At 63.4% G+C, this 12,959-nt stretch carries 13 protein-coding genes and 1 pseudogene; 10 read left to right on the top strand and 4 right to left on the bottom strand.

Going from position 1 to position 12,959, the window contains the following annotated elements; genetic code table 11:
* Window positions 1-16 precede the first annotated feature (16 nt).
* Complete coding sequence (locus M653_RS0105075; RefSeq protein WP_027142332.1) at window positions 17-1,786, top strand: acyl-CoA dehydrogenase; 1,770 nt, start codon at window positions 17-19, stop codon at window positions 1,784-1,786.
* A gap of 19 nt (window positions 1,787-1,805) precedes the next feature.
* Window positions 1,806-2,558, top strand: coding sequence for a crotonase/enoyl-CoA hydratase family protein (locus M653_RS0105080; RefSeq protein WP_027142333.1), 753 nt, complete (start codon window positions 1,806-1,808; stop codon window positions 2,556-2,558).
* A gap of 11 nt (window positions 2,559-2,569) precedes the next feature.
* On the opposite strand, the gene pdxH is transcribed toward M653_RS0105080, so the two are convergent.
* The gene (gene pdxH, locus M653_RS0105085; RefSeq protein WP_027142334.1) at window positions 2,570-3,187 is read right to left on the bottom strand and encodes a pyridoxamine 5'-phosphate oxidase; all 618 of its coding nucleotides are present in this window, start codon (window positions 3,185-3,187) and stop codon (window positions 2,570-2,572) included.
* Between the two features lie 40 nt (window positions 3,188-3,227).
* Between pdxH and M653_RS0105090 the strand changes: the two genes are divergently transcribed.
* The 4 genes from M653_RS0105090 to M653_RS0105105 all read left to right on the top strand — a co-directional run bounded on the left by M653_RS0105090 (window position 3,228) and on the right by M653_RS0105105 (window position 6,286).
* Window positions 3,228-3,689, top strand: coding sequence for an RT0821/Lpp0805 family surface protein (locus tag M653_RS0105090; RefSeq protein ID WP_027142335.1), 462 nt, complete (start codon window positions 3,228-3,230; stop codon window positions 3,687-3,689).
* A gap of 100 nt (window positions 3,690-3,789) precedes the next feature.
* Entirely contained in the window at window positions 3,790-4,722 is a 933-nt protein-coding gene (locus M653_RS0105095) for a J domain-containing protein (protein ID WP_027142336.1), read from the top strand.
* A gap of 105 nt (window positions 4,723-4,827) precedes the next feature.
* Window positions 4,828-5,646 (top strand): enoyl-ACP reductase FabI, encoded by an 819-nt coding sequence (fabI, locus tag M653_RS0105100; RefSeq protein ID WP_015318818.1) that lies wholly within the window; start codon window positions 4,828-4,830, stop codon window positions 5,644-5,646.
* Window positions 5,647-5,698: 52 nt separating this feature from the next.
* Window positions 5,699-6,286, top strand: a complete 588-nt coding sequence (locus tag M653_RS0105105) for a histidine phosphatase family protein (RefSeq protein WP_027142337.1) — start codon at window positions 5,699-5,701, stop codon at window positions 6,284-6,286.
* Between the two features lie 124 nt (window positions 6,287-6,410).
* Here M653_RS0105105 and M653_RS0105110 read toward each other — a convergent pair whose 3' ends face one another.
* The gene (locus tag M653_RS0105110) at window positions 6,411-6,674 is read right to left on the bottom strand and encodes a DUF1344 domain-containing protein (RefSeq protein ID WP_023783490.1); all 264 of its coding nucleotides are present in this window, start codon (window positions 6,672-6,674) and stop codon (window positions 6,411-6,413) included.
* A 183-nt stretch (window positions 6,675-6,857) separates the two neighbouring features.
* Between M653_RS0105110 and aroC the strand changes: the two genes are divergently transcribed.
* Both aroC and ribB read left to right on the top strand, forming a co-directional pair.
* Window positions 6,858-7,958, top strand: a complete 1,101-nt coding sequence (aroC, locus tag M653_RS0105115) for a chorismate synthase (protein ID WP_027142338.1) — start codon at window positions 6,858-6,860, stop codon at window positions 7,956-7,958.
* Window positions 7,959-8,066: 108 nt separating this feature from the next.
* A complete protein-coding gene (gene ribB / locus M653_RS0105120; RefSeq protein WP_027142339.1) occupies window positions 8,067-9,167 on the top strand; it encodes a 3,4-dihydroxy-2-butanone-4-phosphate synthase in 1,101 nt (366 codons plus the stop codon).
* A 19-nt stretch (window positions 9,168-9,186) separates the two neighbouring features.
* On the opposite strand, the gene M653_RS0105125 is transcribed toward ribB, so the two are convergent.
* Window positions 9,187-10,407, bottom strand: a complete 1,221-nt coding sequence (locus M653_RS0105125) for an MFS transporter (RefSeq protein ID WP_027142340.1) — start codon at window positions 10,405-10,407, stop codon at window positions 9,187-9,189.
* Between the two features lie 119 nt (window positions 10,408-10,526).
* Between M653_RS0105125 and M653_RS0105130 the strand changes: the two genes are divergently transcribed.
* Both M653_RS0105130 and M653_RS0105135 read left to right on the top strand, forming a co-directional pair.
* Window positions 10,527-11,168 (top strand): TetR/AcrR family transcriptional regulator, encoded by a 642-nt coding sequence (locus tag M653_RS0105130; RefSeq protein WP_027142341.1) that lies wholly within the window; start codon window positions 10,527-10,529, stop codon window positions 11,166-11,168.
* Between the two features lie 52 nt (window positions 11,169-11,220).
* Window positions 11,221-12,204, top strand: coding sequence for a hypothetical protein (locus M653_RS0105135; protein ID WP_027142342.1), 984 nt, complete (start codon window positions 11,221-11,223; stop codon window positions 12,202-12,204).
* A 167-nt stretch (window positions 12,205-12,371) separates the two neighbouring features.
* On the opposite strand, the pseudogene bluB reads toward M653_RS0105135, so the two are convergent.
* A pseudogene (gene bluB / locus M653_RS1000000137550) lies at window positions 12,372-12,950 on the bottom strand (5,6-dimethylbenzimidazole synthase); the annotation flags it as partial.
* Window positions 12,951-12,959 lie beyond the last annotated feature (9 nt).

Consider the following 12,959-nt stretch of genomic DNA (forward strand, 5'->3'; position numbering starts at 1 on the left):
AGGAGGATCGAGCGGCATGTATCGGGCACCGGTCGGGGATATTGCGTTCACCCTGAAGCACGTCGCCGGCATGAAATCGGCCATTGATGCCGGTGCGTTCGGCGATCTCGGCGAGGATCTGGTCGATGCCGTCCTTGGCGAAGCCGGCCGCTTCGCCACCGAGGAGGTGGCACCCCTTTATAAGATCGGCGACGAACGAGGCGCCGTGTTGAAGGACGCGGTCGTCACCACCCCGGCGGGCTGGAAGGAACTCTATCGCCGCTGGATCGAAGGCGGCTGGAACGCGCTCTCCGGGCCGGAAGAGTATGGCGGTCAGGCCCTGCCGACCATGCTCGGCGTCGCCGCGCTCGAAATGTGGAATTCGGCCGCCATGGCCTTCGGCATCGGTCCGACGCTGACCATGGGCGCGGTCGAAGCGCTCGATAAACACGCCTCTGAGGACCTCAAGGCCAAATATCTCGCAAAGCTCGTCTCCGGCGAATGGATGGGCACGATGAACCTGACCGAGCCGCAGGCCGGATCGGACCTCGCCGCCCTGCGCAGCCGCGCCGAGCCGGCCGGCGACGGCACCTACCGCATCTTCGGCCAGAAGATTTTCATCACCTATGGCGAGCACGATTTCACCGACAACATCGTCCACCTGGTGCTGGCGCGGCTGCCCGATGCACCGGCCGGAACGCGCGGCATCTCGCTGTTCCTGGTGCCGAAATTCCTGGTCGGCGACGATGGCACGCTGGGTGCGCGCAACGACGTCTTCTGTTCCGGGCTCGAGCACAAGCTCGGCATCCATGCCTCGCCGACCTGCACCATGATCTATGGCGACGGTTTCCAGGGTGCCCAACCCGGCGCCATCGGCTGGCTGATCGGTGAGGAGAACAAGGGCCTCGCCTGCATGTTCACCATGATGAACAATGCGCGGCTTTGCGTCGGCATGCAGGGCGTCGCTGTCGCGGAAGCCGCGACCCAGAAAGCGATCGCCTATGCCAATGAGCGCCGTCAGGGCAAGGCGGCAAGCTTTGGTGGCGCCGGCATGGCGCCGATCGTCCATCACCCGGACGTGCAGCGCAATCTCCTGACCATGAAGGCGCTGACACAGATCGCCCGCGCCATCAGCTATTCCTGCGCCCACGCCATCGATCTCGCGCGCGCAACGTCCGATGACGAGGCGGCGCATTGGCGCGACCGTGCCAATCTCTTGACGCCGCTCGCCAAGGCCTTTTCCACCGATGTCGGCGTAGAGGTCGCCTCGCTTGGCGTCCAGGTGCATGGCGGCATGGGCTTCATCGAGGAAACGGGTGCGGCCGCGCTCTACCGCGACGCGCGCATCGCGCCGATCTATGAGGGCACCAACGGCATCCAGGCGATCGATCTGGTGATGCGCAAGCTGCCGCTTGGTGGCGGCGAGCACGTGCATGGCTATATCGACGAACTGGCTGGTATCGCCAATGCGGTGCGAACGTCGAACCTCGAAGGGTTTGGCCGCACCGCTGATGCTCTCGATCAGGCGCTCTCCGATTTGACGCAAGCGACGCGTTTCCTGCAGAGATTGTCGGCCGACGGCCGGACGGAGGAGGCGCTGGCGGGTGCGACGCCTTATCTCAGGCTGATCTCGCTTGCCGCCGGCGGCGCCTATCTGGCGCGGGCCGCTCTTGCCGACCAGGGCCGCATCGCGCTTTGCCGCTTCTTCGCCGAAAACCTGCTTGGCGAAGTCAGCGCTTTGAAGGAGCGCGTCATCGGCGGCGCCGAAAGCCTGGCTGCTGCCGGCAAGGCACTGATTTCCGCCTGATCTTCACAAGGAAAAGACCGTGACAGACCACATCCTCGTCGAGCGCCAGGGCGCCATCCAGCTCATCCGCATGAACCGCCCGGACAAGAAGAACGCCCTGACGCGCGCCATGTATGCGAAGATGTCGGCGGCCCTTGCCGAAGGCGACGCCGATCCGGCGGTCCGCGTTCATGTCTTTCTCGGTGTGCCCGGCGCCTTCTCATCCGGCAACGACCTTGCCGATTTCATGGTTATGGCCACCGGCGGCGATGGTGGCACGGAAGTCTGGGATTTCCTGCTGGCGTTGGCCCGGGTCGAAAAACCCATCGTTTCTGGCGTCGACGGCATCGCGGTCGGCATCGGCACCACGATCAACCTGCATTGCGATCTGACCTTCGCCACGCCAAGCACCGTGTTCCGCACGCCCTTCGTCGATCTCGGCCTCGTGCCGGAGGCTGGATCGAGCCTTTTGGCGCCGCGCATCCTGGGTCAGCAAGCTGCGTTTGCGCTGCTTGCCCTCGGCGAAGGCTTCTCGGCCGAGCGCGCGAAGGCCGCTGGACTGATCTACGAGGTGGTCGAGGAGGGCGCTCTGGAGGCCTCGGTCCTCTCGGCAGCCGGCCACATCGCGGCCAAGCCCCCGCAGGCTCTCAAGATCGCGCGCGACCTGATGCGCGGCTCACGCGACGATCTGGTTGCCCGCATCGGAGTGGAGAGCGAGCATTTCCGTGAGCGGCTGAAATCCGATGAGGCGCGCGCGGCCCTCACGGCATTCATGACCAGGAAAAAGGGCTGAACCTTACCCTTTCAGGGATAAAGCCTCGTCTTGCTCCAACCACCATCGGCGTCGCGTGAGAAGACCACTCGGTCATGCAGCCGGAACGGCCTGTCGTGCCAGAATTCGATCGTCTTCGGCACGATGCGGAAGCCCGACCAGTGCTTGGGCCGTGGAATCTCGCCGATAGCGTAGCGCGCTGTGTATTCCGCGACGGCCTTTTCCAGGGCAAAGCGGCTTTCCAGCGGCCGCGACTGCTTCGAGGCCCAGGCGCCGATGCGGCTGCCGCGTGGCCGCGTCGCGTAATAGCTGTCGGCCTCGGCGTCGCTGACGATTTCCACCGGACCGCGAATGCGGACCTGGCGGCGCAGCGATTTCCAGTGGAAACACATCGCCGCCTTCATGCTGCCCAGAATCTCCTGGCCCTTGGCGCTGTCGAAATTCGTGTAGAACACAAAGCCGCTTTTATCGAACCCCTTGAGCAGCACCATCCGTACGTCCGGCATGCCCTCGGCATCGACGGTCGCCAGCGCCACGCCGTTGGCATCGTTGATTTCGCTCTTGGTGGCGTCGTCCAGCCATGCGGCAAAGAGGCGAAACGGCTCGGCCGCTTCGGTAAAGTCACTGGTTATTAACGCTGTGTCACTCATAGTTTTTCTCAAATTGTCACGAGATCAGGGAGGTTGCCGATTGTCGCGTATCGCGCAAGCTTTTGACAGCAGGCAATGGGGCGTTATCGCTTCAGCCAGCGCGAAAGCGGCGATCGTGGCAATCGCCCTGCCGCTTGCTGGCTGCGGTGCGGGCGGCTTCAGCCTGGACAAAGCCGAAGTCGACCGCTCGATCCTGACCAGCAGCACATCGGCTTCGGCCAAGCCGGCCGATTCGGATCGCGACTCGGACCAGACGACGATCGGCAATGCGGTATCCTCCGCCGACATCGAGCAACTCAGTGGCCAGGCCGTGCCTTGGGCGAATGCCGGCACCGGCTCGCGCGGCTCCATCACGGAACTGGCGGAATTGAAGGACAGCGGCCAGACGTGCCGCCGCTTCAAGGCTTCGCGCGAGAGCTTTGACGGCGTTGCCATGTTCGAGGGCGAACTCTGTCTTGCCAGCGCCGGCGGCTGGCGCATGCAGGGCTTCAAGGCACTCTGATTTTCCGGCTTTGATATGATGCACCGCTACTGGAATTTCTTCCTATGCGAGCGCATATAGGGGGCAAGTATGGACTCACTCCTTTTCCAGGGCAGGAAGCATGCGCGACCCCTATGAGGTGCTGGGCGTTGCAAAGAACGCATCGGCCAAGGACATAAAATCGGCGTACCGGAAACTCGCCAAGAAGCATCATCCGGACCAGAATCCGAATGATCCCAAGGCGAAGGACCGTTTTGCCGCGGCCAATCAGGCCTATGAGGTCATCGGCGACGAGAAGAACCGTGCCGCTTTCGATCGTGGCGAAATCGACGCCGACGGCAAGCCGCGTTTCCAGGGTTTTGAAGGTGCGGCCGGCGGCGGCGACCCCTTTGCTGGGTTTCGCCGCCAGCAACAGGGCGCCGGCGGCTCGCGATTCGAGTTCCGCTCGGGCCGCCCCGGCGGCGATCCGTTCGATGGCAACAGCGACATCTTCAGCCAGATTTTCGGCGATGCCTTTTCAGGCGCGCGCGGGCCAGGCGCAGGCGACCGCCGCCAGCCGGCGACATCAGCTGACCTGAACGTCACGCTCGACGTCACCATCGAGGAAGCTGCGAACGCCGAAAAGGTCACGGCGATGTTCCCGGACGGCCGCAAGGTGGCGGTCAAGCTGCCGGCCTATGTCGAGGATGGCCAGACCATCCGGTTGAAAGGCCAGGGCGAGCAGGGACCGGGCCAGCCCGGCGACGCACTGGTCAAGATCCACATCCGCCGCCATCCGCGCTACCGCATCGAGGGTCGCGACCTGCACGCCGATCTGCCGGTTTCGCTGGCCGATGCGGTGCTGGGCGCCAAGGTGCCGGTCGAGACGCCGACCGGCAGGCTCGCTGTCAACGTTCCCGCCTGGTCGAGTTCCGACAAGGTCCTGCGGCTCAAGGGCAGGGGCTTGCCGGAGAAAGCCGGCGGCCATGGCGACCTCTACGCCCATGTGCGCATCATGCTGCCGGAAGGCGGTGACAGCGCGCTGGAATCGCTGTTGCGCGGCCAAAAAGGCTGATCAAGAGCTTTTGTCCCCCGAACTGTCCGGTTTGAACGCTTGAAGGGGCTGTGTGCCTGTGCGATAGGCACTCCACAAAGCAGAAACCTTGCGGAGAGCGCTGACATGGCGGGTGGACAGGGCCTAATGGCCGGCAAGCGCGGCCTTATTCTTGGCGTCGCCAATAACAGGTCGATCGCCTATGGCATTGCCAAGGCCTGCGTCGATCACGGCGCCGAGATCGCACTGACCTATCAGGGCGAAGCCTTCAAGAAGCGCGTCGAGCCGCTGGCGGCGGAACTGGGCGCCTTTGTCGCGGGCCATTGCGACGTCACCGATCCCGCGAGCTTGGACGAGGTTTTCGCCAATGTCGCCAAACACTGGGGCAAGCTCGACTTCCTCGTCCACGCCATCGCTTTTTCCGACAAGGACGAGCTGACCGGCCGCTATGTCGAGACGACGCGCGACAATTTCCTGCGCACCATGGACATTTCGGTCTATTCCTTCACCACCATCGCCAAGCGCGCCGAAGCGCTGATGACCGAGGGCGGTTCGCTGCTGACGCTGACCTATTACGGCGCCGAGAAGGTAATGCCGCACTATAACGTCATGGGCGTCGCCAAGGCGGCACTCGAGGCCAGCGTGCGTTACCTCGCGGTTGATCTCGGCGCCAAGAAGATCCGCGTCAACGCGATTTCCGCCGGCCCGATCAAGACGCTTGCCGCCTCCGGCATCGGCGATTTCCGCTACATCCTGAAGTGGAACGAATACAATTCGCCGCTGAAGCAGACAGTCACGCAGGAAGAAGTCGGCGATTCCGGCGTCTATTTCCTGTCCGACCTGTCGCGTGGCGTCACCGGCGAGGTGCACCATGTCGATTCCGGCTATCACGTCGTCGGCATGAAGGCGGTCGACGCGCCGGATATTTCGACGGTCAAGGATTAGTTCTCTCCGCCTATCCTCCGTCCAGGCCCTGGCCCGATCTTCGGAAGAGCTGATGTACCCGCTGGTTTATATCGTGCGCCACGGCCAGACCGCGTGGAACGCCGAGTTCCGGCTTCAGGGCCAGGCCGACACCGATCTCAATGCCCTCGGCCGCGAGCAGGCGACCAGAAACGGCCATCGGCTGGCCGAACTCATCGGCGATCCCAACGAGTTCGACTTCGTCGCCAGCCCAATGAGGCGGACGCGCGAGACGATGGAACGCATCCGCGCCGCCATGAAGCTCGATCCGCTCGCCTATCGAACCGATATCAGGCTCATTGAAGTCAATTTCGGCGATTGGCAGGGTTTTACCTTTGCCGAGCTCGATGCGCGGTCTCCCGGGGCAAGCAGGACGCGTGCTCGCGACAAATGGAATTTTCAGCCACCGGGCGAAGGTGCCGAGAGCTACCAGATGCTGCTTGAGCGGGTGAAGCCATGGTTCGGCGAGATCGACCGCAAGACGATCTGTGTCACGCATGGCGGCGTCATGCGCGCCCTGTTTCGCTTCGTGCTTGGTAGGCCCGAGGACGAGGCCGCGAACCTGGAGATACCGCACGATCGCGTGCTCAAACTCGAAGGGAACAGCCTGGAGTGGCTTTAGGACGCCTGGAGAGGCCAATTCCTAACGCATGTCGCCCAAAAGTGACCTCGGTTTTGGGGAAGACGACATGCACAAAAACAAGACCTAAAGCGTGTCGCATGAATCCATTTCGACGCGACGCGCTTTAGTTCGTGTCGCTGTCTCCCGGCAACTGCATGTCGGTGACGACGTTTTCGCCATCGGTCACATCGTAAGCGATGACGATGTCCATGCCTGGCTTCAGCGCGTCGAGATCGGTCTCGGCGTTCAGCTTGTAGGATTTGCCGTCATCAAGCGTCAGCGTCAACGCGTCCTTGTCGACCTTCTTGATCAGGCCTTCGGTCTGGCCGGCAAAGGCGGCGGTGGAGAGCAGCAGCGTGGCGGCAACAGCGCCAATCAGGGTACGCATAATCGTCCTCTTTGGTCATTACGCCGGCCTGGGTGGCGGCGGATCCTCAACGGCGAATGGAGCAGAGCAGAAACCAACCGAATGTGTCAAAACTAAATCCGCCAGATCACAGTTTGACCACTGTGGAAAACGCCAATAGAAGGCTGGCTTCAGCCGGTTTCGATGCCGGGCAGGGCACTTTCCATGTCTCACAACACGTTTGGCCATCTTTTCCGCGTCACCACCTGGGGCGAGAGCCATGGCGCGGCGCTCGGCTGCGTGGTCGATGGCTGTCCGCCGGGTATCCGTTTCACGCGCGATGAAATCCAGGCCGAACTCGACAAGCGCCGACCCGGGCAATCGCGCTTCGTCACCCAACGCCGCGAGCCGGACGAGGTGAAGATCCTCTCAGGCTTCGTCCTCGACGAGGACGGCGCGACGATGATCACTACCGGTACGCCAATCTCGATGCTGATCGAGAATGTCGATCAGCGGTCGAAGGACTATGGCGAGATTGCCCGCCAGTTCCGGCCGGGCCATGCCGACTACACCTACGAGGTCAAATACGGCGTACGGGACTATCGCGGTGGCGGCCGCTCTTCCGCGCGCGAGACCGCGGCCAGGGTCGCCGCCGGCGCCCTCGCCCGCAAGGTGGTGCCGGGCATGGTGGTGCGCGGCGCGCTGGTGTCGATGGGCGAAAAGTCGATCGACCGCGCCAACTGGAACTGGAATTTCATCGGCGACGCGGAAAATCCGTTCTTCACTCCCGATCCGGCTTCCGTTTCTGTTTTCACGCAGTATCTCGACGCCATTCGCAAGGCCGGCTCCTCGGTCGGCGCGGTGATCGAGATCGTCGCTGACGGCGTGCCTCCCGGCCTCGGCGCGCCGATCTACGCCAAGCTCGACCAGGACATTGCCTCCGGTCTGATGTCGATCAACGCCGTCAAGGGCGTCGAGATCGGCAATGGTTTCGAGGCCGCCCGCATCACCGGCGAACAGAACGCCGACGAGATGCGTATGGGCAATGACGGCAAGCCGGTGTTCCTGTCCAACAATGCCGGCGGCATACTCGGCGGCATCTCCACCGGCCAGGCGATCGTTGCGCGCTTTGCCGTGAAGCCGACGTCGTCGATCCTGACGCCGCGCAAATCGATCGACAAGGACGGCAACGACGTGGAGGTGATGACCAAGGGTCGCCACGACCCTTGCGTCGGCATCCGCGCCGTGCCGATCGGCGAGGCCATGGTTGCCTGCGCCATCGCCGACCACTATCTGCGGCACCGAGGACAGACAGGAAGGGGATAGGGAATAGGGGACTAAGCTTGGCTGCCACGCCGAAACGGTCAAATTTTCCTTTTCCCTACTCCCGCACTGCCCTATTCCCCTACTCCCTGCGAGTGAAACGAGCGCTTTATGCCTTACGACCAGAAGAAAATCGTCGAAGCAATTCGGGCCTTCGAACGCGGCGAGATCGTCGTCGTCATGGACGATGACGGGCGTGAGAACGAGGGCGACCTGATCGTCGCCGCCGTCCACTGCACGCCGGAGAAGATGGCCTTCATCGTGCGCAACACGTCGGGCATCGTCTGTACGCCGATGCCGCGCGAGGAAGCCAAGCGGTTGAACCTCGCGCCGATGGTTGCCGATAATGATTCGGCCCACACGACCGCCTTCACCGTCAGCGTCGACTTCAAGCATGGCACCACGACAGGAATTTCAGCCGACGACCGCACGCTGACCGTTCGCAACCTTGCCAACGGCAATGTCGGCGCCTCCGATTTCGTCCGCCCCGGCCACATCTTTCCGCTCATCGCGCGCGAAGGCGGCGTGTTGATGCGCTCGGGTCACACCGAGGCCGCGGTCGACCTCTGCAAGCTCGCCGGCCTGCCGCCGATCGGCGTTATCTCGGAACTGGTCAATGATGACGGCACCGTCAAGCGCGGCCCGCAGGTCGCGGCCTTCGCCGAGGAGCACGGTCTCAAGCAGGTATCGGTCGCCGACCTCATCGCTTACCGGCAGCGCAAGGAAACGCTGGTCGAGCGCGTCGCCTGTTCCGACATCGAGACGCTGGGTGGCAAGGCGCAGGTCTTCACCTACACGCTGCCCTGGGACACGATGCATCACGTCGCCATCGTCTTCGGCGATATCCGCGACGGCGAGGACGTCCCGGTGCGACTGCATTCGGAGGACGTCGTAACCGACGTGTTCGGCACCAGCCACCGACTCGACGGCATCATGAAGGCGATGGGCGAACGCAAGCGCGGTGTCATCGTCTATCTGCGCGAGGGCTCGGTCGGCGTCGCCCACCAGGAGCGCAACCGGCCGGCGCCGGGTGATCGCGAGGACCATGAAGAGGCGCGCCGGCGCGAGAGCGAATGGCGCGAGATCGGCCTTGGTGCGCAAATCCTGAAGGATCTCGGCATTTCCTCGATCAACCTGATCGCCTCGCGTGAACGCCACTATGTCGGCCTCGAAGGGTTTGGCATCCACATCGCCAAGACCGAGATTATCTGAGCTCAACAAACCCTCCCTGTCACTCGGCCGGGATTGCCGCCTCGCATCCTTCCAACTCGCATTCGTGGGTGGCGAGGCTGCGCTGGCCGAGCAGCACCGTGACCAGTGCGATAACGCCCGATGCCACCGAAACCCAGAACCCGTTCTGGGCGCCGAACGCATCCACCACCGCGCCGGCGGCGAACGAACCGAGCGCCATGCCGATGCCGATGCCGGTGGTCACCCAGGTGATGCCTTCGGTCAGCATCGTCTCAGGCACATGCCGTTCGATCAGGCCGAAGGCGGTGATGAAGGTCGGCGAGATCGCCACGCCGCTGATGAAGACAGTCAGCGCGAGCACGGGCACGGTGCTGGCGGTAAGCGGCAGCAGTGTGCCGAGCGCGACCAACGCGACCGCGATGGCGAGCTGGCGCTGCAGCGGTGCTTTCAGGTTGAGCGCGCCGATGATGATGCCGAGCACGAAGGAGCCCAGCGCATAGACGCCGATGACGAGACTTGCGGCGCCCGGCTGGCCGAGTTCCTTGGTGATCGCCACCGTGCTCACCTCCGTCGTCGCGAAGGTCGCGCCGACGAAGATCATGGCGAAGGTGATGATTTGAACCGGCCCCAGGCGGATAGCCGAGCCGGTTGAGCCATGGTCCACCGGTCGCACTTGCGGTTCGGTCGAACGCTGCAGGATGAAGGCTGTCGAGCCCAGGGCTAGGAACAGCGTGCTGACGAGCACGCCCGCTTCCGGGAACAGCGCGGCGCTGAGACCAACCGACAGCGATGCGCCGGCGATGTAGACCAGTTCGTCGGCCGCCGACTCGAAGGCGAAGGCGGTGTTCATCTCGGGCCGGCCCCGGAAAATCTCGGTCCAGCGCGCGCGTACCATGGCCGGCATGCTTGGCATCGCCGCGGCCAGCAATGCCGACACGAATAGCGTCCATACCGGCCAGTCCTGATTGGCCGATGCGATCAGGGCCGCGAATGCGAGCACGGAGATGATGGTGGTGGGGACGACAACCCGCGTCTGGCCGAGGCGGTCGACCAACCTCGATATTTGCGGCGCCAGGAATGCATTGGCCAAGGCGAACGTCGCCGAAACCGCACCCGCCAGCCAGTATTCGCCACGCGTCTGCGACAGCATCGCCACGATGCCGATCGGCGCCATGGCGATCGGCAGGCGCGCCATGAAGCCGGCGGCGGCAAAGCCCCTGGCGCCAGGAGCGCGAAAGATTTCCGAGTAGGGGTTTTGCATGATCCTGTTCCTCGACAAGGGGCGATTCGACAATTACATACGAGACGTATAAGTGTTAGATAGACCATACGTCGCGTATGTCAATTGGCATACGGAGCGTATGTAGATAAGGCCAGAGCATGCACAGACCCCGCAAGGAGATGATCGCCGAGACGCGTGCCAAGCTGATCGCCGCGGCGCGCCAAGCCTTTGGCACCATCGGTTATGCCGAAGCGTCGATGGACGATTTCACCGCGTCGGCCGGACTGACGCGCGGCGCCCTCTACCATCACTTCGGCGACAAGAAGGGACTGCTGCAGGCGGTTATCGCGCAAATCGATGCCGAAATGGCCGCGCGGGTGAATGAGGTCGCATCGAGGGCGCCGACCCGCTGGCAGCATTTCGTCGACGAATGCACGACCTACATCGAAATGGCGCTGGAGCCGGAAATCCAGCGCATCATGTTCCGGGACGGTCCGGCCGTGCTGGGCGATCCGGCACAGTGGTCGAATGCCAATGCCTGCGTCGGTTCAATGACCGATCATCTGACCGCGCTGCAACAGGAGGGGGTGGTCGTGCCGGGCCTCGATCCCGAGACCGCGGCGCGGCTGATCAACGGGGCGAGCAGCCAGGCCGCGCAGCGGATCGCCAACTCGAACGATCCCGAAGCGACGTCGAGGAAGGTGGTGGTCGCGTTCAAGCAATTGCTCGAAGGCCTGCTCGGAAGCCGGAAGCGCGGCCAAACTGACCCGCAATCGGGCTCCGCCACCGCTCGCAGTTGACAATAGACGGTTTGGGCGCATCCTCCACAGCCACCTCTGGGGGATTCGGGGCATGTGGGATTTCGATATCGGCAGGTCGGTGTCCATCATGATGCGGACCTGGCCTTTCATTGTCTTTCGCATGATCGTCTATTTCGGCATTACGCTGGCCTATATCATGGCCACCGGCACGGGCGCCTCGGTCGGCTATGGCGTCGGCCATATCTCCACCGATCCCGACGGGCCGTTGTCCTTTGCCATGTGGGGCGGGATTGTCGGTTTCGGCCTCGTCTCGATCGCTGTCTACTGGATCCGCGAATACATCCTCTACGTCGTCAAGGCAGGCCATATCGCTGTCATGGTGCATCTGATCGACGGCCACGACGTACCCGACGGCCAGAACCAGATCGCCTACGCGAAAGAGGTTGTGACCGAGCGTTTTGCCGAGGCGAACATCCTTTTCGTCGTCGACCAGCTGGTCAAGGGCGCCATCCGCGCCATCACCGGCCTGCTGGGCGGCATCGCGGCTTTCCTGCCCATTCCGGGCCTGAGCGGCCTGGTCTCGTTCCTCAACACGGTGATCCGCCTGTCGCTGACCTATGTCGACGAGATCATTCTCGGCTACAACATCCGCATCAATTCGTCCTCACCCTTCGAGACCGCGCGGCAAGGCGTTGTGCTCTACGCCCAGAACGGCAAGATCATGGTCAAGAACGCCGTCTGGCTGGCCGTGATCATGTGGGGGGTCTCCTTTGTCATCTTCCTGCTGATGCTGGCCCCGGCAGCCGCCATTCTTTACGTCATGCCAGGACAGCTCGCCGGTTGGGCCTTCGTTCTGGCCATCGTCTTTGCCTGGGCCTTTAAGGCGGCGTTCATCGAGCCGTTCGCCATCGCCTGCTTGATGCAGGTCTATTTCAAGACCATCGAGGGTCAGGTGCCCGATGCCGCCTGGGACGCCAGGCTGGCCGATGCCTCGTCGAAGTTCCGGGAACTCAAGCGCAAGGCGCTCTCCACCTTCGATGGTTCGCGCTGGGGCACGGCCGGCGCGACACGCTGATCGGTTGGGCTGGCGGGCCCACCGGCGACGGTGCTGAAGCGGGCCACTGTCGATTTGAGCGGCGCTTCGCCTTGCCCGCAAAAAGTCTCGCTCATGATCAGGTCGGGCAACGGCAGCCGTCGGCCCCAGCCATGCGTTTCGAGATCCGGTTTTGGCGCGAACTCCGAGACACGGCCGACGCAGAGATAGGCGATCGGCGTCACGTGATCGGGGATGGACAGCAGGCTCTTCAGCGCTTGCGCCTCGATGATGCTGACCCAGCCGACGCCGATGCCCTCGGCGCGTGCCGCCAGCCAGAAATTCTGCACCGCGCAGACCGTGCTGTAGAGATCCATTTCCGGATTGTGCCAGCGTCCCAGCGGCGAGCCTTTCGAGCGCTCGCGGTCGCAAGTGATGCAGATGTTCAATGCGCTTTCGCAGATGCCTTCGAGCTTGAGCTTGCGGTAAAGCGCCTGCCGGTCCGCCTCGATTGCCGGCAGTTCCTGTTCGCGCGCCGCCAGGAACAGATCGCGCACCTCCGCCCGTCGCGCGGCATCGCGGATGACGATGAAATTCCAAGGCTGCATGAAGCCGACTGACGGCGCGTGATGGGCGGCGAGCAAAAGCCGCGCCAGCACCTCGTCGTCGATCGCTTCCGATGTAAAATGACTGCGGACGTCGCGCCGCGTGAACATGGCGCGGTAAACCGCGTCGCGCGCCGCCTGGTCGAATCCGTCGCCAACTGGAACGGTCATGTTTTCCGGCATCGCTTGTCC

The sequence above is a fragment of the Mesorhizobium sp. WSM3626 genome (assembly GCF_000513935.1).
Lineage (GTDB): Bacteria > Pseudomonadota > Alphaproteobacteria > Rhizobiales > Rhizobiaceae > Mesorhizobium > Mesorhizobium salmacidum.